This window comes from Streptomyces sp. TLI_146 (genome assembly GCF_002846415.1).
Taxonomy (GTDB): Bacteria; Actinomycetota; Actinomycetes; order Streptomycetales; family Streptomycetaceae; genus Streptomyces.
Genome location: NZ_PJMX01000001.1, coordinates 3,860,318 through 3,879,421, shown reverse-complemented (window position 1 = coordinate 3,879,421; position 19,104 = coordinate 3,860,318). Strand labels below are relative to the sequence as shown.

Annotated in this window: 15 protein-coding genes; 11 read left to right on the top strand and 4 right to left on the bottom strand. The window is 72.1% G+C overall.

All coding sequences use genetic code 11. The annotated features are described in order from the left end of the window. The first annotated feature begins 14 nt into the window (after positions 1–14). From BX283_RS17540 to BX283_RS17520, 5 genes are all read left to right on the top strand, one after another. Complete coding sequence (locus BX283_RS17540) at positions 15–578, top strand: sigma-70 family RNA polymerase sigma factor (RefSeq protein ID WP_101388525.1); 564 nt, start codon at positions 15–17, stop codon at positions 576–578. Beyond that, positions 575–1,333: an anti-sigma factor gene (locus tag BX283_RS17535; protein ID WP_101388524.1), complete on the top strand. Its 759-nt coding sequence runs from the start codon at positions 575–577 to the stop codon at positions 1,331–1,333. The genes BX283_RS17540 and BX283_RS17535 overlap by 4 nt, the downstream gene beginning before the upstream one ends. A 94-nt stretch (positions 1,334–1,427) precedes the next feature. Continuing rightward, a complete protein-coding gene (locus BX283_RS17530; protein WP_101388523.1) occupies positions 1,428–3,842 on the top strand; it encodes a UvrD-helicase domain-containing protein in 2,415 nt (804 codons plus the stop codon). 392 nt (positions 3,843–4,234) lie between these two features. Then, complete coding sequence (locus BX283_RS17525) at positions 4,235–5,650, top strand: NAD-dependent malic enzyme (RefSeq protein WP_101388522.1); 1,416 nt, start codon at positions 4,235–4,237, stop codon at positions 5,648–5,650. A gap of 370 nt (positions 5,651–6,020) precedes the next feature. Continuing rightward, entirely contained in the window at positions 6,021–6,302 is a 282-nt protein-coding gene (locus BX283_RS17520) for an HU family DNA-binding protein (RefSeq protein ID WP_067159632.1), read from the top strand. Between the two features lie 463 nt (positions 6,303–6,765). Here BX283_RS17520 and murA read toward each other — a convergent pair whose 3' ends face one another. Continuing rightward, positions 6,766–8,106 (bottom strand): UDP-N-acetylglucosamine 1-carboxyvinyltransferase, encoded by a 1,341-nt coding sequence (gene murA, locus BX283_RS17515; RefSeq protein WP_101388521.1) that lies wholly within the window; start codon positions 8,104–8,106, stop codon positions 6,766–6,768. A 231-nt stretch (positions 8,107–8,337) separates the two neighbouring features. Between murA and BX283_RS17510 the strand changes: the two genes are divergently transcribed. The 6 genes from BX283_RS17510 (at position 8,338) to BX283_RS17485 (ending at position 16,394) form a co-directional block, all read left to right on the top strand. Further along, the gene (locus tag BX283_RS17510) at positions 8,338–8,898 is read left to right on the top strand and encodes a YqgE/AlgH family protein (RefSeq protein WP_101388520.1); all 561 of its coding nucleotides are present in this window, start codon (positions 8,338–8,340) and stop codon (positions 8,896–8,898) included. A gap of 30 nt (positions 8,899–8,928) precedes the next feature. Beyond that, positions 8,929–9,216 carry a DUF3039 domain-containing protein gene (locus BX283_RS17505; protein ID WP_067159626.1) on the top strand — a complete coding sequence of 96 codons (288 nt, stop codon included), beginning with the start codon at positions 8,929–8,931 and terminating at the stop codon, positions 9,214–9,216. A 167-nt stretch (positions 9,217–9,383) separates the two neighbouring features. Then, the gene (locus BX283_RS17500) at positions 9,384–11,021 is read left to right on the top strand and encodes a beta-N-acetylhexosaminidase (protein ID WP_101388519.1); all 1,638 of its coding nucleotides are present in this window, start codon (positions 9,384–9,386) and stop codon (positions 11,019–11,021) included. A 281-nt stretch (positions 11,022–11,302) separates the two neighbouring features. Further along, positions 11,303–12,202 carry a xanthine dehydrogenase family protein subunit M gene (locus BX283_RS17495; protein WP_101388518.1) on the top strand — a complete coding sequence of 300 codons (900 nt, stop codon included), beginning with the start codon at positions 11,303–11,305 and terminating at the stop codon, positions 12,200–12,202. Beyond that, on the top strand, positions 12,199–14,073 hold the full coding sequence (locus tag BX283_RS42175) for a 2Fe-2S iron-sulfur cluster-binding protein (protein ID WP_306822808.1): 1,875 nt from the start codon (positions 12,199–12,201) through the stop codon (positions 14,071–14,073). Before BX283_RS17495 ends, BX283_RS42175 begins: the two co-directional genes overlap by 4 nt. After that, positions 14,070–16,394: a xanthine dehydrogenase family protein molybdopterin-binding subunit gene (locus BX283_RS17485; protein ID WP_101388517.1), complete on the top strand. Its 2,325-nt coding sequence runs from the start codon at positions 14,070–14,072 to the stop codon at positions 16,392–16,394. Before BX283_RS42175 ends, BX283_RS17485 begins: the two co-directional genes overlap by 4 nt. A gap of 59 nt (positions 16,395–16,453) precedes the next feature. Here BX283_RS17485 and BX283_RS17480 read toward each other — a convergent pair whose 3' ends face one another. The 3 genes from BX283_RS17480 to BX283_RS17470 form a co-directional block, all read right to left on the bottom strand. Beyond that, positions 16,454–16,915, bottom strand: coding sequence for a hypothetical protein (locus tag BX283_RS17480; protein ID WP_101392414.1), 462 nt, complete (start codon positions 16,913–16,915; stop codon positions 16,454–16,456). A 71-nt stretch (positions 16,916–16,986) separates the two neighbouring features. Next, on the bottom strand, positions 16,987–18,618 hold the full coding sequence (locus tag BX283_RS17475) for an alpha/beta hydrolase (RefSeq protein ID WP_101388516.1): 1,632 nt from the start codon (positions 18,616–18,618) through the stop codon (positions 16,987–16,989). 7 nt (positions 18,619–18,625) lie between these two features. Continuing rightward, positions 18,626–18,925 carry a hypothetical protein gene (locus BX283_RS17470; RefSeq protein ID WP_101388515.1) on the bottom strand — a complete coding sequence of 100 codons (300 nt, stop codon included), beginning with the start codon at positions 18,923–18,925 and terminating at the stop codon, positions 18,626–18,628. Positions 18,926–19,104: the final 179 nt, after the last annotated feature.

Sequence of the window (19,104 nt, the reverse complement as noted above, 5' to 3'; positions counted from 1 at the left end):
ACCGGGAGGTTCTGGTGCGCAAGGATGCCGCCGTGGCCGATGACCGTCCGCAAGGCGCCCGCCACCGCTCCGTTCCCGACGAGGAGCTGATGCGGGCGCTCTACCGCGAACACGCGGGCCCGCTGCTCGCGTATGTGCTCCGTCTCGTCGCCGGCGACCGCCAGCGGGCCGAGGACGTCGTGCAGGAGACGCTCATCCGTGCCTGGAAGAACGCCGGTCAGCTCAACAGAGCGACCGGTTCGGTCCGCCCCTGGCTGGTGACGGTCGCACGGCGCATCGTCATCGACGGCCACCGCAGCCGGCAGGCCCGGCCGCAGGAGGTCGATCCGTCGCCGCTGGAGGTCATGCCCGCGGAGGACGAGATCGACAAGGCGCTGTGGCTGATGACGCTCTCGGACGCACTCGACGACCTGACACCCGCACACCGCGAGGCGCTGGTCGAAACGTACTTCAAAGGACGTACGGTCAATGAAGCGGCCGAAGTGCTGGGCGTGCCGAGCGGGACCGTCAGGTCCCGCGTCTTCTACGCCCTGCGGTCCATGAAACTCGCGTTGGAGGAACGGGGGGTGACGGCATGACCACGCCGGAGTACCAGTCCGAGCACGAGGCGGTCGCGGCGTACGCGCTCGGCGTCCTCGACGATGCCGAGGCCACCGCCTTCGAGGCGCATCTGGCGGGCTGTGACCTGTGCGCGGCCGAGCTCGACCAGCTCGGCGGCATGGAGCCGCTCCTGGCCACCTTGAAGGAGTTCCCCGGCCCCGCCGACCGCCCGCTGCGCCCGGCCCCGCCGAGCATGAGCGAACGGCTCATCGACGAGGTGGCGGTGCTGCGCGCCAAGCGCAGGCGCCGCACCACCTACCTGGTGGCGGCCGCCGCCGCGCTGATCATCGGCGGTCCGGCGATCGCCGTGGTGGCGACCTCCGACGGCGGCACGACCCAGGCCGCGCCCGCCGAGCCGCACTCGACCAGCCCCGCAGAGGACGCCTTCTTCCATCACATGACCCAGAAGGTGGCGGCGACCGACGCGACGACCGGTGTCAGCGCGACCGTCGGCACCGAGAAGAAGGGCTGGGGCACCCACACCGTCCTCCAGCTGAAGAACGTGAAGGGGCCGCTCAAGTGCAGCCTCATCGCGATCGGCAAGGACGGCGCGCAGGAGACCGTCACCACCTGGGCGGTGCCCAAGTGGGGGTACGGGATCGCGGACAGCCCGCACAAGGAGGCGGAGTACCCGCTGTACGTGCACGGCGGTACCGCCATGAACCGGGACCAGATCGATCATTTCGAGGTCCGGACCCTCGACGGCAAGGCGCTCGTGGACGTCCCGGCCTGAAAGGTGACCGGCCACGGGCCGGTCACCGCCTGACAGACCGGCCCCCTTCGCGTACGGTTGACGGCTGCCCAATGCACGTCAGAAGGGGGCCTCGGTGGCCGCGCAGGAAGCCGCTGTCGACTCGGTCAGAGACCGTGAGATCGGAGTCGAACAGGAACACCTGGACAAGGTGTACCGCCGCCTTGAGGAGAAGATCCACGAGGCGGAGTTCCTGATGAACGACGCCGCCCAGCGCGGCCAGGTGGGAACGCCCGGAGCGCTGGCGGAACGGGACGCCCAGGTCTTCCGGGCCGGGATCCACCTCAACCGCCTCAACAACGAATTCGAGGACTTCCTCTTCGGCCGGATCGACCTGCTGCTCGGCAAGGACGGCAAGAAGGGCCCCGACGGGGCCTACACGGCCGTGGAGCCCGCCGAGGGGGCCGTGCGCGAGGACGGGGACGGCAAGTACGCCGAGATCGCCGAAACGCTTCACATCGGCCGTATCGGCGTTCTGGACTCGGACTACGCGCCGCTGGTCATCGACTGGCGCGCGCCCGCCGCCGCGCCGTTCTACCGCTCCACGCCGGTCGACCCGGGCCGGGTGGTGCGCCGCCGCGTCATCCGCTCCAAGGGCCGCAAGGTGCTCGGGGTCGAGGACGACCTGATGCGCCCGGAGCTGACCGCGACGCTGGACGGCGCCGAGCTGCCGGTGATCGGCGACGGCGCCCTGATGGCCGCGCTCGGCCAGGCCCGCAGCCACACCATGCGGGACATCGTCGCCTCCATCCAGGCCGAGCAGGACCTGGTGATCCGCGCGCCCGCCGCGTCCGTCACCTACGTGGAGGGCGGCCCCGGCACCGGCAAGACCGCCGTCGCGCTGCACCGCGCCGCGTACCTGCTCTACCAGGACCGCCGCCGGTACGCGGGCGGCATCCTGATCGTCTCCCCGACCCCGCTGCTCGTGTCGTACACCGAAGGCGTGCTGCCCTCGCTCGGCGAGGAGGGGCAGGTGGCGATCCGCGCGGTCGGCAACCTGGTCGACGGCGCCGAGGCCACCGCGTACGACGAGCCGGCCGTCGCCAGGATCAAGGGCTCCTCCCGGATGCTCCAGGTGCTGCGCAAGGCGGCGCGCGGAGCCCTGGAGACGGCGGACCCGGCGCGCGGCAGGACCAGGCGGGGCAACCCGGCCCGGCCGCCGCAGGACACCGGCCAGCTCTCCTTCGGCGAGGAGGAGGGCGAGGCGGCGGACGGTCAGGCCGCCGCGACCCCCACCCGGCTGCGCGTCGTCGCCTTCGGCCGGCGCGTCGAGCTGGAGGCCGAGGAGCTGCGGCGGATCCGGCACGCCGTGCTCGGCGGCACCGCACCGGTCAACCTGCTGCGCCCGCGCGCCCGCAAGCTGCTCCTGGACGCCCTGTGGAGCAGATCCGGCTCGGCCGGGCGGCACACGGACCCGGAGCTCGCCGCCGAGCTGCGCTCCTCGTTCGACGACGACATCACCTCCGAGGACAGCTTCATCGCGTTCCTGGACGCCTGGTGGCCCGAGCTCACCCCGCGCGGGGTGCTCGCGGCGATGGGCGACGAGCGGCGCCTGAACCGCTGGGCGCGGCGGGTCCTGACGCCCGGCGAGACCCGGCGCCTGGCCCGCTCGCTCTCCCGGCTGGACGCCACCGGCCACGGGCCCCTTTCGGTGCACGACGTGGCGCTCCTGGACGAGCTGGAGACGCTGCTCGGCACCCCGGCCAAGCCCCGCAGGAAGCGCGAGTACGACCCGCTGGACGCGCTCACGGGCCTGGAGGAGCTGATGCCGCACCGCGAGGAGACCCAGCGCGAGCGCGCGGAGCGCCTGGCGCAGGAGCGCACCGAGTACGCGCACGTCATCGTCGACGAGGCGCAGGACCTCACGCCGATGCAGTGGCGCATGGTCGGCCGCCGGGGCCGCACGGCCACCTGGACGGTCGTCGGGGACCCGGCCCAGTCGTCCTGGTCCGACCCGGACGAGGCGGCCGCCGCGCGCGACGAGGCGCTGGGCTCCCGCCCCCGCCGCCGCTTCGAGCTGACCGTGAACTACCGCAACCCGGCCGAGATCGCCGAACTGGCCGCGCGGGTGCTGACGTTGGCGATGCCGGGCATGAAGTCCCCGAGGGCGGTCCGCTCCACGGGCGTCGAGCCGCGCTTCACGGTGGCCGGCCAGGACCTCGCCGAGTCCGTACGGGAGGAGGCGGCCCGCCTCCTCGACCAGGTCGACGGCACGGTCGGCGTGGTCGTCGCCATGCGGCGGCGCGAGCAGGCGGCGCGCTGGCTGGCCGGGCTCGGCGAGCGCGTGGTGGCGCTCGGCAGCCTGGAGGCCAAGGGCCTGGAGTACGACGCCACGGTGGTGGTCTCCCCGGCGGAGATCGCCGACGAGTCGCCCGCCGGGCTGCGCGTGCTGTACGTGGCGCTCACCCGGGCGACCCAGCAGCTCACGGTGGTCTCCGGCGAGCGCGACGAGCCCGATGCGGACGGGGTGCCCGACCTGCTGCGGGACTGAGCGCGGCGGAACGCCGAAAATACAGCGGAGTCAACTCGCGATGCTTGAATCACTTCCCGGGGTGGTTTGTTAGCCTGGGTACGGCACCGGCTCGATCCAAGCCCCCGGGCCCAACCTTAGTCGCTTCGAGCGACCACTTGCCGCGAGGCGAGCATGGCGGGTCGGTGTCTTCACGTGAGCGACAGGCCCACGTCATCTGCGGATGGCGTGGGCCTGTTGTGCTTTTCGGGGCTTCCACCGGCCGATCATCTCTCGTATGGTGGAAACTGTTTTCCGGAATGAATGGCGCGTTACCGGCTACCCGCCGGTAGGTGCGAACATCGGATGGCGTTGCCCGGCAACAGCTCGGGTCGCGCTAGCAACGAAGCTAGGGAAAGCAGAGGAACCCGGTCATGGCAACGGCGCCCAGCGTCTCGTACTCGATGACGGTCCGGCTGGAGGTGCCCGCCAGCGGAACGGCGGTCTCCCAGCTCACCACGGCCGTGGAGTCCTCCGGCGGTTCGGTCACCGGCCTCGACGTGACCGCCTCCGGCCACGAGAAGCTGCGGATCGACGTCACCATCGCGGCGACCTCCACCGCGCACGCCGACGAGATCGTCGAGAAGCTGCGCGGGATCGAGGGCGTCACCCTCGGCAAGGTCTCCGACCGTACGTTCCTGATGCACCTCGGCGGCAAGATCGAGATGGCGTCCAAGCACCCCATCCGCAACCGTGACGACCTCTCGATGATCTACACCCCGGGTGTCGCCCGGGTGTGCATGGCGATCGCCGAGAACCCCGAGGACGCCCGCCGCCTCACCATCAAGCGCAACTCCGTCGCGGTCGTCACCGACGGCTCGGCCGTCCTCGGCCTCGGCAACATCGGCCCGAAGGCCGCGCTGCCGGTCATGGAGGGCAAGGCGGCCCTCTTCAAGCGGTTCGCGGGCATCGACGCCTGGCCGCTCTGCCTGGACACCCAGGACACCGACGAGATCGTCGCGATCGTCAAGGCGATCGCCCCCGGCTTCGCGGGCATCAACCTGGAGGACATCTCCGCGCCCCGCTGCTTCGAGATCGAGGCGCGCCTGCGCGAGGCCCTGGACATCCCCGTCTTCCACGACGACCAGCACGGCACTGCGATCGTGGTGCTCGCCGCGCTGACCAACGCGCTGCGCGTGGTCGGCAAGGGTATCGGTGACGTACGGGTCGTCATGTCCGGCGCGGGCGCGGCCGGTACGGCCATCCTCAAGCTGCTGCTCGCGGCCGGCGTCAAGAACGCGGTCGTCGCCGACATCCAGGGCGTCGTCCACACCGGCCGCGCGGACCTGGCCGGGGCCGACGCGGGCTCCGACATGGCGGCGCTCCGCTGGATCGCCGACAACACCAACCCGGAGGGCCTCACCGGCTCCCTGCGCGAGGCCGTGGTCGGCGCGGACGTCTTCATCGGCGTCTCCGCCCCCAACGTCCTGAACGGCGACGACGTGGCCGCGATGGCCGAGGGCGCCATCGTCTTCGCGCTCGCGAACCCCGACCCCGAGGTCGACCCGGGCGTGGCGCGCGAGACGGCCGCCGTGGTGGCCACCGGCCGCTCGGACTTCCCGAACCAGATCAACAACGTGCTGGTCTTCCCGGGCGTCTTCCGCGGCCTCCTGGACGCCCAGTCGCGCACGGTCAACACCGACATGATGCTGGCCGCCGCGACCGCGCTCGCGAACGTGGTGACCGAGGACGAGCTCAACCCGAACTACATCATCCCGTCGGTCTTCAACGACAAGGTCGCGGGCGCGGTGGCGGGCGCGGTGCGGACGGCGGCCCAGGCCGCCCTCTGAGGGGTCGTACGGGGCTGTGACCGGCCCCACGTCCGCCCGGCGCCCGGCGCGTCGCGGGATGCGGGGCTGTGGGGCCGCCCGTAGGGTGGCGGCACCCGCATCCGCCCCGGCGGTTCCAGCGAGTCTCCAGGGAGTCGACGGAGCGTCACCACGACGGGGCTGTGGCGCTTTTCGTGTGACTCCGGAGGGTGCCGGATTGGCTTTCCCGCCACAGGTGGGGGCAGGATGCGTAACCGGGCGCGAGGGTCCGACACGGACCCGGGTCCGGGGACTGTCCGAGGGCCCTGGCAGCATCGGCTTCGCTGTACCCAACATGCGGCTTCCGCCGCGTGGCACGCCCCACAGGCAAGAAGAACACGGGAGTAAGAACATGAACCGCAGTGAGCTGGTGGCCGCGCTGGCCGACCGCGCCGAGGTGACCCGCAAGGACGCCGACGCCGTTCTGGCCGCTCTCGCCGAGACGGTCGGCGAGGTCGTCGCCAAGGGCGACGAGAAGGTCACCATCCCCGGCTTCCTGACCTTCGAGCGCACCCACCGTGCCGCTCGTACCGCTCGCAACCCGCAGACCGGCGACCCGATCGACATCCCGGCCGGTTTCAGCGTGAAGGTCTCCGCGGGCTCGAAGCTCAAGGAAGCCGCGAAGGGCAAGTAAGCGCCCCTTTGCAGGCCGCTTAGCTGAAAGACGAAGGGTGGCCACCCCCGTGGAGGGGGGTGGCCACCCTTCGCCGTGTACCCGGCCTTTGTCTGCGGCTGGGTGGATGGCTGACCGCGCAGTTCCCCGCGCCCCTTTTTGGCTCGGGGTTCGTCTGCGGGTGTGTGGTGGGTTGCTCGCGCAGTTCCCCGCGCCCCTAGGTGGTTCATTACCTGCGGGCCGGTGGGGGCTGGTCGCGCAGTTCCGCGCGCTCCTAGGGGGTCGGCCGCAGCCGGAGAACCCAGCTCAGCCACAGGCTTTTAGGGGCGCGGGGAACTGCGCGACCAGCCATCTACGGTCCGCAGACGAACGAAGCGGGGTGCAGGGGCCGCAGGCCCCGCAAAGCTCCCGGAAAACACCTCCGCCCCCTCCCACCACCCCCGGAGGGTTTAGGGAAGGGGCGGGGAGGGGCCAAGACCCAGGGTCAGCTCAGCGCACCGTTGGGCAGCTCCACCTTCGCCCCCAGCTCCATCAGCTTCTCCATGAAGTTCTCGTACCCCCGGTTGATCAGATCGATCCCGTGCACCCGCGACGTCCCCTGCGCCGCCAGCGCAGCGATCAGGTAGGAGAACCCACCCCGCAGATCCGGAATCACCAGATCCGCACCCTGCAGCTTCGTGGGCCCGCTCACCACCGCCGAGTGCAGGAAGTTGCGCTGCCCGAAGCGGCAGTCGGAGCCGCCCAGGCACTCCCGGTACAGCTGGATGTGCGCACCCATCTGGTTCAGCGCCGACGTGAAGCCGAGCCGCGACTCGTACACCGTCTCGTGGACGATCGACAGGCCCGTGGCCTGCGTCAGCGCCACGACCAGCGGCTGCTGCCAGTCGGTCTGGAAGCCGGGGTGCACGTCCGTCTCGAGGGCGATCGACTTGAGCGAGCCGCCGGGGTGCCAGAACCGGATGCCCTCGTCGTCGATCTCGAAGGCGCCGCCGACCTTCCGGTACGTGTTCAGGAAGGTCATCATCGACCGCTGCTGCGCGCCGCGGACGTAGATGTTGCCCTCGGTCGCCAGCGCGGCGGACGCCCAGGAGGCGGCCTCCAGCCGGTCCGAGAGGGCGCGGTGGGTGTACCCGCCGAGCTTGTCGACACCGGTGATCCGGATCGTCCGGTCGGTGTCCATGGCGATGATCGCGCCCATCTTCTGCAGTACGCAGATGAGGTCCTCGATCTCGGGCTCCACGGCCGCGTTGGAGAGCTCGGTCACACCCTCGGCCAGTACGGCCGTCAGCAGGACCTGCTCGGTCGCGCCCACCGACGGGTACGGCAGCCGGATCTTGGTGCCGCGCAGCCGCTGCGGGGCCTCCAGGTACTGGCCGTCGGCGCGCTTCTCGATGGTCGCGCCGAACTGCCGCAGCACCTCGAAGTGGAAGTCGATCGGCCGGCCGCCGATGTCGCAGCCGCCCAGGCCCGGGATGAAGGCGTGGCCGAGGCGGTGCAGCAGCGGGCCGCAGAGCAGGATCGGGATGCGCGACGAACCTGCGTGCGCGTCGATGTCGGCGACGTTCGCACTTTCGACGTGCGACGGGTCGAGGATCAGCTCACCGGGCTCCTCGCCCGGGCGGACCGTCACCCCGTGCAGCTGCAGCAGGCCGCGTACGACGCGCACGTCGCGGATGTCGGGCACATTGCGCAGCCGGCTCGGACCGCTGCCGAGCAGGGCGGCGACCATCGCCTTCGGCACGAGGTTCTTCGCGCCGCGGACGCGGATCTCGCCCTCCAGCGGGGTTCCGCCGTGGACAAGCAGTACATCGTCTGTGCCGGTCATGAATCTCGCGTTCCGGAATCGTCGGGCAGGGGGCCAGAGAAAAGGGTAAGGGGCTTCTACCCATGTCCTGTAAGGCCAAGGGGGGTTCGCAACCGTAATGAATTCGCCACAACACGCTCCGCTGAGGTGAGTTCGGCGGAGGGTCACCACGAAGGCCACGGCTCGAAGCCGGTGCGCCCCATTGCTGCCGTGCGCTCCCCCTCGGGGGCGAAGATGCGGGATCATGTCCGCATGACCGAGGTGTCCTCGCTCACAGGGCGGCTGCTCGTCGCCACCCCCGCCCTCGCGGATCCGAACTTCGACCGCGCGGTGGTGCTGCTCCTCGACCACGACGAGGAGGGCTCTCTCGGTGTGGTCCTCAACCGTCCGACCCCGGTGGGCGTCGGCGACATCCTGGAGCCGTGGGCGTCCCTGGCCGGTGAGCCCGGGGTGGTCTTCCAGGGCGGCCCGGTCTCGCTGGACTCCGCGCTCGGCGTCGCCGTCATCCCCGGCGACGAGGGCCCCCTCGGCTGGCGCCGGGTGTACGGGGCGATCGGCCTCGTCGACCTGGAGGCGCCCCCGGAGCTGCTCGCCGCGGCCCTGGGCTCGCTGCGGATCTTCGCCGGGTACTCGGGCTGGGGCCCGGGCCAGCTGGAGGAGGAGCTGACCGACGGGGCCTGGTACGTGGTGGAGTCCGAGCCGGGCGACGTCTCGTCCCCGGAGCCGGAGTCCCTGTGGCGGGCGGTGCTGCGCCGCCAGCGCAGCGAACTGGCGATGGTGGCGACGTACCCGGACGACCCTTCGCTGAACTGATGCCGCCGCGCTTCAGTACGCTAGGAACTTATGAGCACTCTTGAGCCCGAGCGCGGGGCAGGTACGGGGACCCTCGTAGAGCCGGTACCGCAGGTATCGAACGGCGACGGCGACCACGAGCGCTTCGCCCACTACGTCCAGAAGGACAAGATCATGGCGAGCGCGCTCGACGGGACCCCCGTCGTCGCGCTCTGCGGCAAGGTCTGGGTGCCGGGCCGCGACCCGAAGAAGTACCCGGTCTGCCCCATGTGCAAGGAGATCTACGAGTCCATGGGCGCCGGCGGAGACAAGGGCAAGGACGGCAAGGACAAGAAGTAGGTCCGGCCGAGCGCTCCGCTGGGGCGCGATGACGTGCCTGCGGGCCGTCGGTGGCTGCTCGCGCCGCACCCTGCGCCCCGAAGGGGCGCATTTAGGGGCGCGGGGAACTGCGCGACCAGCCACCGACGGCCCGCAGTCGTAGTACGACCGGGGTTACCGTGTGCCCCATGGCCATGACTCCCGCGGACCTCATACCCGCCCCGGTCTCCATCGACGGCCCCTGGCGCTGCGCCTTCGTCCTCGGCCCCGACACGGCGCTCGTCGCCGGACCCGGCACCGAAGCGGTGGCCCGCTGGCTGCGGAACACCGTCGGTGTCGCCCTCGGGCGCCCCCTGCCGCCGGGGGAGGCGGGCACGCAGGAGGCCATCGTCCTCCGTATCGACTCGGACCTCGCCCCCGAGGCGTACCGCCTCAGCGTCACCCAGCGCATCGAGATCGTGGGCGGCAGCGCCGCAGGCGTCTTCTGGGGCGCGCAGACATTGCGTCAACTCCTCGGCCCCGACGCGTTCCGCAAGGCGTGCCCCGACCCCGGCGCCCCGCACGGCATCACGCAGCAAGTCATCGAGGACGCGCCCCGTTTCCCCTGGCGCGGCCTCATGCTGGACGTTTCACGCCACTTCATGCCCAAGGACGGCGTGCTCCGCTACCTCGACCTGCTCGCCGCGCACAAGCTCAACGTCTTCCACTTCCACCTCACCGACGACCAGGGCTGGCGCGTCGAGATCAAGCGCTTCCCGAGGCTGACGGAGGTCGGCGCCTGGCGTGCGCGGACCAAGTACGGCCACCGCGCCTCGGAGTTGTGGGACGAGAAGCCGCACGGCGGTTTCTACACCCAGGACGACATCCGCGAGATCGTCGCGTACGCCGCCGAGCGGCATATCTCCGTGGTTCCGGAAATCGACATCCCGGGCCACTCGCAGGCGGCCATCGCCGCATACCCGGAACTGGGCAACACCGACGTCATCGACACGACCCGCCTCTCCGTCTGGGACACCTGGGGCGTCAATCCGAACGTACTCGCCCCCACTGACAACACCCTCCGCTTCTACGAGGGAGTGCTGGAGGAGATCCTCGAACTCTTCCCCGCCAAGGCCTCCCCGTTCGTCCACATCGGCGGCGACGAGTGCCCCAAGGACCAGTGGAAGGCGTCCCCGGCCGCCCAGGCCCGTATCAAGGAACTGGGCCTTTCCGGTGAGGACGGGCTCCAGTCGTGGTTCATCCGGCACTTCGACCGCTGGCTGGCCGACCGGGGCCGCCGCGCCATCGGCTGGGACGAGATCCTGGAGGGCGGGCTCGCGCCCGGCGCGGCCGTCTCCTCCTGGCGCGGCTACGCGGGCGGCATCGAGGCCGCGCGGGCGGGCCACGACGTCGTCATGTGCCCCGAGCAGCAGGTCTACTTGGACCACCGGCAGGCGGCCGGGCCCGACGAGCCGATGCCCATCGGATACGTACGGACGCTGGAGGACGTGTACCGCTTCGAGCCCGTGCCGCCCCAGCTGACCGAGGCCGAGGCGCGGCATGTGCTGGGTACTCAGGCCAATGTCTGGACCGAGGTGATGCAGGACCAGGCGCGCGTGGACTACCAGGTGTTCCCCCGGCTCGCGGCGTTCGCGGAGGTGGCGTGGTCGGCGCTGCCCGCCCCCGCCGCGCGCGACTTCGCCGATTTCGAGCGGCGAATGCGCTCGCACTACCCCCGACTTGACGCCCTCGGCGTCGCCTACCGGCCTCCCGGCGGCCCGTTGCCCTGGCAGCAGCGCCCCGGAGTGCTCGGACGCCCGATCGACGGGTCGCCCCCAAACGTGTGAGCCGGGGCGCAAGACGGGGTCCCGGCGGCCGGGATCCTGGAACGGTGATCGGTGGCCGTCCCGCCCTGCCCCCGCGCGGATAAGTCGTACAACAGCCGTGAATCCGGACCATTCCCCTGGTCGGGGACGGATCTGTCCTTCGCGGACCCTCGCGTCGGGCGGCTCGGAAGATGTGCCAGAGTTGCCACGTCCGGCCTGTGAGCACGTACGGTACGGCCACGCACAGCCACACACTGGCGGGACAGTCGGGACGGCCGGGACACCGGGAAGGGGCAGCTGGGTTGACCACGCACGCACCGCAGGCGGCGCAGTCGGTGACACTGCCGGCCTCGCTCGACGAGGCCGTGGCGGCGCTCGCCGCCATGCCCGCCGCCGTGCCCGTCGCGGGCGGCACCGATCTGATGGCGGCGGTGAACCGGGGCCTGCTGCGCCCGGCGGGCCTCGTCGGACTCGGCCGGATCAACGAGATCCGCGGCTGGCAGTACCAGGACGGCCACGCACTCCTCGGCGCGGGGCTCACGCACGCGCGGATGGGGCGCCCGGACTTCGCGGCGCTCATCCCGGCGCTCGCGGCGGCCGCGCGCGCCGCCGGCCCCCCGCAGATCCGCAACGCGGGCACCCTCGGCGGCAACATCGCCTCGGCCGCGCCCACCGGCGACGCGCTGCCCGTGCTCGCCGCGCTCGAAGCCACCCTGGTCATCGCCGGTCCCGAGGGCGCCCGCCGGGAGATCCCGGTCTCGCACCTGCTGGCCGGGCGCGAGCTGCTGGCCCCCGCCGAACTCATCGGCCATGTCCGCGTGCCCCTGCTGCACGCCCCCCAGGTCTTCCTCAAGGCGACCGGCCGCACCGGCCCCGGCCGCGCCACCGCCTCGGTCGCCGTCGTCCTGGACCCGGCCCGGCGCGGGGTGCGCTGCGCGGTGGGCGCGATCGCGCCGATGCCGCTGCGGCCGCTGGAGGCCGAGCGCTGGATCGCCTCTCTGATCGACTGGGACGGCGAGCGGGCGGCGCTGGCCCCGGAGGCGCTCGACGCCTTCGGCGAGTACGTGGCCGCCGCCTGCATCCCGGACCCGGTACCCGCGGCCGACGGCACGGAGCCCCCCGCGCTGTCGCCCGCCGTACTGCACCTGCGGCGCACGGTCGCCGCGCTGGCCCGACGAGCACTGGGGAGGGCGCTGTCGTGAGCGAGAACGACAACCACGCGCGCGGGACGGGCGGCTGGCAGCCGGTCCCGCAGGGCGGCGAGTACGACGACGGCGCGACCGCCTTCGTCCAGCTGCCCGCGGACCTGGACGCGCTGCTCGGCGGCGACCCGCTGGCCGCGCCGGGCCACGGCTATGTGCCGCCGATGATCGTGCCGTTGACGCCCGCCGCCACCACCGACCCGGCCGCCACCGGCACCTGGGCGATCCCGACGCCGCTGCCCGAGCCGGACCGGGGCGAGAGCCAGGTGCGGTCGGTGCAGTGGCCCGACGCGTCCGCCGTGCCCGCGCCCCCGCAGGCCGAGCCGGACCCGCTGGGCGACCCGCTGCAGGACCGCCACGCCACCGGCCAGTGGAACTTTTCGGACGACTCCGCGCTGACCGGCCAGTGGACGATTCCGGTCGCCAACGGTGAACTTCCGGATGAATCGGGCGAATTCAGTACGTCCTCGCTCATCGAGCAGTGGGGTACGACGCCTCCGGCGACCCTGCCCGGCGGCGCGGCCGCGCCCTGGGCGACGGAGCAGCCGCACCCCGAGCCCGCTGTGGAGCCGGAGGTCGCCGACGCGCGCGTGGAGGACTTCGCCGCGCAGGCGCACCAGGTGCACCAGGCGACCGCGGAAGCCCACCACCAGGCGTCCCCGGGCCTCTCCGCGCCCGACCGGTTCGACACCCCGGCGCCCGTGGACTTCCCGGCCCCCGAGCCCGTACGCCCGGAGCCGGTCCTTTCCTGGAACCCGCCCGGCCCCGGCGCGACCCTGCCCGGCGGCGCCCCCGCGCCCTGGTCGGCCGCGCTGGCGACCGAGGTACGGGAGGAAGCGCCGGAGGAGCCGCGCGAGGACGTACGGACCGACGTGCGGGCCGAGGCGGACCCGACGGACGCGGACGCGGCCGCCGAGGAGCTGCCGGGCGCGGACGAGGCCGCCGCTCAGGCGCCCGCCGCCGAGCCGCTGCCCGAGCCGGAGCCGGAGCCCGTCCACGCGGAGCAGGCCCAGCCGTTCCCCGAGCCCGAGCCCGTCCACCCGGAGCAGGCCCAGCCGCTCCCCGAGCCCGAGCCCGTCCACCCGGAGCAGGCCCAGCCGCTCCCGGAGCCCGAGCCCGCCCCGGAACCCGTACCCGTACCCGTACAGGAAGCGGCACCGGACCCCGAGCCCGCTCCGGAGCCCGAGTCCGAGCTCGTCCCCACCCCGCTCCCCGCCCCCGAGCCGGAGCCGGTTCTGCCGCCCGCCGCCGACCTGGAGCACCCCCGTGCCTCCTACGTCCTGCGGGTCAACGGCACCGACCGGCCCGTCACCGAGGCGTGGGTCGGCGAGTCGCTGCTCTACGTGCTGCGCGAGCGGCTCGGTCTCGCCGGGGCCAAGGACGGCTGCTCGCAGGGCGAGTGCGGCGCGTGCAGCGTGCAGGTCGACGGCCGTCTTGTCGCCTCCTGCCTGGTGCCCGCGGCCACCACCGCGGGCTCCGAGGTGCGTACGGTCGAGGGCCTCGCGGTCGACGGCGAGCCCTCCGACGTACAGCGCGCGCTGGCCGAGTGCGGGGCCGTGCAGTGCGGTTTCTGCATCCCGGGCATGGCCATGACCGTCCACGACCTGCTCGAAGGCAACCACGCGCCCACCGAGCTGGAGACCCGGCAGGCGCTCTGCGGCAACCTCTGCCGCTGCTCCGGCTACCGGGGCGTGCTCGACGCCGTACGCGAGGTGGTGGCCGGGCGCGAGGCGCAGACGGCCGCCGCGAACGAGCCGTCCGGGCACCCGGCGGACCGGAGCGCCGGGGAAGCGGCCCGCATTCCGCATCAGGCAGGGCCCGGCGCGGGCGGCGTCCAGCCCCCGCACACGCACGACGGAGGCATGGCGTGAGCAACGACGCAGCCACCGCGACGACCGCGGCGGTCGACGGGACGGGCACCACCGGCCCGGAGCAGCCGCCCGCGCCCGGCCACGGGCTCGGCGCCTCGCTCCGCCCCGCCGACGCGCGCGCCAAGACCGAGGGCACCTTCCCGTACGCCTCCGACCTGTGGGCCGAGGGCCTGCTGTGGGCGGCCGTGCTGCGCTCGCCGCACGCGTCGGCCCGCATCCTCTCGATCGACACCTCGGCGGCGGCCGAGATGCCGGGCGTACGGGCCGTGGTGACCCACGCCGACGTGCCCGGCGACGCCGCGCACGGCCGGGGGGTCGCGGACCGCCCGGTCTTCGCCGCCGACGTCGTCCGCCACCACGGCGAGCCGATCGCGGCGGTGGCCGCCGACCACCCCGACACGGCCCGGCTCGCGGCGGCGGCGATCGCGGTCGAGTACGAGCTCCTGGAGCCGGTCACCGACCCGGAGAAGGCGTTCGCGGCCGAACCCCTGCACCCCGACGGCAACTTGATCCGCCACATCCCGCTCCAGTACGGCGACCCGGATGTGACCGGCGAGGTCGTGGTGGAGGGCCTGTACCGGATCGGCCGCCAGGACCCGGCCCCGATCGGCGCCGAGGCGGGGCTCGCGGTGCCGCGCCCCGACGGCGGCGTGGAGATCTACACCGCGTCCACCGACCCGCACGCCGACCGCGACCTCGCGGCGGCGTGCTTCGGCCTGGACCCGGAGCGCGTGAAGGTGGTCGTCACCGGCGTCCCCGGCGCCACCGGCGACCGCGAGGACTCCGGCTTCCAGCTCCCGCTGGGCCTGCTGGCGTTGCGCACCGGCTGCCCGGTGAAGCTGACGGCGACCCGCGAGGAGTCGTTCCTGGGCCACGCCCACCGCCATCCGACGCTGCTGCGCTACCGCCACCACGCGGACGCGGAGGGCCGTCTGGTGAAGGTGGAGGCACAGATCCTGCTGGACGCGGGCGCGTACGCGGAGGCGTCGTCCGAATCCCTGGCGGCAGCGGTGGCGTTCGCCTGCGGCCCGTACGTGGTCCCGCACGCCTTCGTCGAGGGCTGGGCGGTCCGTACGAACAACCCGCCCTCCGGCCATGTCCGGGGCGAGGGCGCGATGCAGGTGTGCGCGGCCTACGAGGGCCAGATGGACAAACTGGCGGCCAAACTGGGCCTGGACCCGGCGGAGCTGCGGCTGCGCAACGTCCTGGCGACGGGCGACCTGCTGCCCACCGGCCAGACGGTGACGTGCCCGGCCCCCGTGGCCGAACTCCTCACCGCCGTACGGGACTTCCCGCTCCCCACCCTCCCCAAGGACGACCCCGAGGACGACTGGCTGCTGCCGGGCGGCCCCGAGGGCGCGGGCGAGCCGGGCGCGGTGCGCCGGGGCGTGGGCTACGCGCTGGGCATGGTGCACATGCTGGGCGCCGAGGGCACGGACGAGGTGTCGACGGCCACGGTCAAGGTGCAGGACGGCGTGGCCACGGTGATCTGCGCGGCGGTCGACACGGGCCAGGGCTTCACGACGCTGGCCCGCCAGATCGTCCAGGAGACGCTGGGCATCGAGGAGGTCCACGTGGCCCCGGTCGACACGGACCAGCCTCCGGCCGGTCCCGCGTCGCACGGCCGCCACACCTGGGTGTCGGGCGGAGCGGTCGAACGAGCGGCGAAGATGGTCCGCACGCAACTGCTCCAGCCCCTGGCGCACAAGTTCGGCATGTCCACGGAGCTGCTGCAGATCGCCGACGGCAAGATCACGTCGTACGACGGGGTCCTCTCCACGACGGTGACCGAGGCGATGGACGGCAAGGAGCTCTGGGCCACGGCCCAGTGCCGCCCGCACCCCACCGAGCCCCTGGACGAGACGGGCCAGGGCGACGCGTTCGTGGGCCTGGCCTTCTGCGCGATCCGCGCGGTGGTGGACGTGGACATCGAGCTGGGCTCGGTACGGGTGGTGGAGCTCGCGGTCGCCCAGGACGTGGGCCGGGTCCTCAACCCCGGCCAGCTGGCGGCCCGCATCGAGGCGGGCGTGACGCAGGGCGTCGGCGCGGCCCTGACGGAGAACCTCCGCACGGCCCGCGGCCTGATCCGCCACCCCGACCTGACGGGCTACGCCCTCCCCACGGCCCTGGACGCCCCCGACATCCGCATCGTCAAACTGGTCGAGGAGCGCGACGTGGTCGCCCCCTTCGGCGCGAAGGCGGCGAGCGCGGTCCCGGTGGTGACGTCCCCGGCGGCGGTCGCGTCGGCGGTACGGGCGGCCACGGGGCGCCCGGTGAACCGGTTGCCTATTCGGCCGCAGGCGGCGGTGGTGAACGCGTAGGCCGATCCTCGGCCGGAGGGGTGGCCGGGCGGGACGAACGCGTCCTGCCCGGCCATCCGTCATAGCTGCTGCTGGTCGACGCCGGGGGGCAGGAGGCAGGGGGTCGCGACGATGAGTACCAGCAGGTTCTCGGCCACGTCCCCCGCCGATACGAAGTGGTGCTCCTCGGGGTGGGTGGCGTCGACCAGATTGGCTGGATCCTTGCTGGGGTCGGACCGGTAGCCCTGGATCTTGAAGCCCTGGTCCTTCAAGGTGTCGCGGATCGCCCGTACGGCTTGCGCGTGCTGAGCGCGGGGCAGTGTGGCCCGTACCGAGTAGTGCAGTTTGAAGCGGCCGTCGGTGGCGGACTCGCCGTTCCTGCCGGTGCAGTTGCTGTAATCCGCAGTCGGCTTGGCGGTCTTGGGATCCAGCGTGGCCTTGGCCGTACGGGCCATGGAGTCGGTCCAGTGCTTGGCCCACTGCTCCGCCTTCTCCCTGCTCATACGGGGCAGCGGAGCGTTGGCTTCCTTCTTGTCGGACATGCAGCCTCCCAGTAGCAGTACCAGTGCCAGCGCGGCAGCGCTCCGGCGCAGTAGGGGTGTGGTCCGGAGCATCAGTCCGTGCCTCCGTTCTCTGGCTCTTTGCCCGCGATGATGCGGCCCTGATTCTCCAGGCTCTGGCTTCCGCCGTCCCAGTACCCGCTGTGCCCGCTGGTGTCGACGTACATCCGCTGTGCCCCGAATCCCGGGTCCTTGGGGTCGGCGCCAAGAGACGCACCCGACAGCACGTTGGAGACGAGGTCGTCGCTCGCGGCGCCCACCCACAGGTGCCGGGGATCCATGTGCAACTGGTCGGCGCGTTTGACGGTCAGGCCAGGACTTCCGAGTACCACCGCGTCGTCGGCGCCCAGGCCGTCCCCTCCGACGTCGGCGGCCCCCACGGTGGTGGAACCGTAGCTGTGGCCCAGCACGGTGAGATGGGTGGGCTGATCGCCTTGGTGCGCGGCGCGCAGGCCGTGGGTGAAGTCCCGCAGCCTCTCGGCTCCCTCCTTGGCCCGGTGGTCACTGGCGATGCCCAGGCTCAGATCGGCGGAACCCACGCTGTCCGTGTTGAGTTCCGGGGCGTTGTAGTCGAGCCAGGACACCACTGCGACGTCTTTGGTGCCGCTGGTGCCGTTCCACCGCCCGGCCGCGCTCTGCAAATCGCCGGCCCGGTCGATATCGCCTCCCACGCTGTCCAGTTGGTGGCTCGTTCCAGGTACGAAGACGGCTGTGTGCTTCGCCGTGTCCGGGTTGCCGACCGAGACGACCGCTGTTCCGTCCTTCGAGAGGCCGTACTTGAGCAAATAGAGCTGTCTGTCCGGGGGTGCCGCATCCGCTTGGTCCAGCTTGTCCTTGAGCTTGCTCAGCGAGCCGTACAAGTACCGGTCGTGGTAGCCGAGGCTGCCCTCCCGCAGTGCGTAGTCGTTGAGCTGCATGTCCAAATTGGTGCGGTTTGCCGTGTTCCGGGCGCCAGCGGGCAGGCCGTCCATGGTGCCGAGCTGCTCGGGGTACGCGGCAAGGTACATTTCCCGGTCCTCGATATGCAGGCCAGCCCACCAGTCCGCAGTCTGCTGAGGGTCCTTGCCGTCGGGGATGCTCTTCCTGCCGAGCCCGCGGAACTCCCCGACCCGCACCGCGTCCTCGCGCGCGTGATCCGCGCCGTACCGCTTGTCCAGGTCGAACGGATCTATCTGGTGGAGGAGTTCGGCCGCCTGCGTGCAGACGGTCGAGGCCTCGGTGACCGCCGCTTCGATACGGGCCCGGTAGCCGCCCAGGCCGGCGTTCGCCCGCTGCTGTACCCCTTGGTAGTCCGGGTCGTTGTGGTACTTCGGGTCCACGGCCTCGACCGGCTCCACCCACCCGTCGGCCCGGACGGTGTGCCCGGCCTTCTCGGCGTCGGCGACCGCGTTGCGCAACTTGCGCTGGGATTCCTGCATACGGGTGTGGAGCGTGTCCAGTACGGCGTGGATGAGCTGGGCGTTGACCCGGCCCGTACCGAGCTTGCTCTCGGTGGCCTCCAGGGCGGCGAACCCGTAGTCGGCGCCGACGCCCGCCCACTTGTCCCTGTGCAGCGGTCCCGACACGTACTTGCCGCAGCCCGCCTGTGTGTCACCGAGCTTCTTGGCCAGTGATGCCCAGGAGCGGGCGGCGGCCTCCAGCTCGGCGAAGTCCTGGCGGAGCAACTGCGCGAAGAGTTCCGTCATCCCCGCGTCACCAGCCCTTGAAGCAGTCGCCGACGTGTAAGTCGTTGATGCTGTGGTGGTCGGCGAGCAGCCGCAGCCCCTCGGCGTGTTCGCCGAGCCGCCCCCGCAGGGTCGTGAGCGCGTCGCCCCAGCCGGTGCCGGTGGCATCGAGCCGGGCCCGGACCGGCCACGCGCTGAGCGAGGCGGCGGCCGCGGCCGTGTCGTCGATGGCCTTTTTGAGTACCGGACCCAGGTCGGTGACCAGTGTGTCGGCGGCCCCCGCGGAGGCTCTGAGCTCGCTCGCGGGAATGTTGAGGTCGTCTGCCATGGGTTTCCCTCCCCGTGATGGTGACGGTGCCGGTGACGATTCATGATCTTCATCTCATGGCCTTCGTCATGACCATGGCTTTGCTACCAGTCGGAGGCGGGGAACCCTAACGGTTGCCTGCGTGTCCTCGTACAAGAAAGCGATGCACGAGGAAGCGATCGCCCAAGCGGTCAAGACCG

Excerpts from the sequence above, each read along its gene's own strand:
- BX283_RS17480 (WP_101392414.1), bottom strand. The coding sequence starts at position 16,915 with ATGTCCGACAAGAAGGAAGCCAACGCTCCGCTGCCCCGTATGAGCAGG.
- BX283_RS17500 (WP_101388519.1), top strand. The coding sequence starts at position 9,384 with ATGGCCATGACTCCCGCGGACCTCATACCCGCCCCGGTCTCCATCGAC.
- BX283_RS17475 (WP_101388516.1), bottom strand. The coding sequence starts at position 18,618 with ATGACGGAACTCTTCGCGCAGTTGCTCCGCCAGGACTTCGCCGAGCTG.
- BX283_RS17525 (WP_101388522.1), top strand. The coding sequence starts at position 4,235 with ATGGCAACGGCGCCCAGCGTCTCGTACTCGATGACGGTCCGGCTGGAG.
- BX283_RS17520 (WP_067159632.1), top strand. The coding sequence starts at position 6,021 with ATGAACCGCAGTGAGCTGGTGGCCGCGCTGGCCGACCGCGCCGAGGTG.
- BX283_RS17505 (WP_067159626.1), top strand. The coding sequence starts at position 8,929 with ATGAGCACTCTTGAGCCCGAGCGCGGGGCAGGTACGGGGACCCTCGTA.
- BX283_RS17470 (WP_101388515.1), bottom strand. The coding sequence starts at position 18,925 with ATGGCAGACGACCTCAACATTCCCGCGAGCGAGCTCAGAGCCTCCGCG.
- murA (WP_101388521.1), bottom strand. The coding sequence starts at position 8,106 with ATGACCGGCACAGACGATGTACTGCTTGTCCACGGCGGAACCCCGCTG.
- BX283_RS17535 (WP_101388524.1), top strand. The coding sequence starts at position 575 with ATGACCACGCCGGAGTACCAGTCCGAGCACGAGGCGGTCGCGGCGTAC.
- BX283_RS17510 (WP_101388520.1), top strand. The coding sequence starts at position 8,338 with ATGACCGAGGTGTCCTCGCTCACAGGGCGGCTGCTCGTCGCCACCCCC.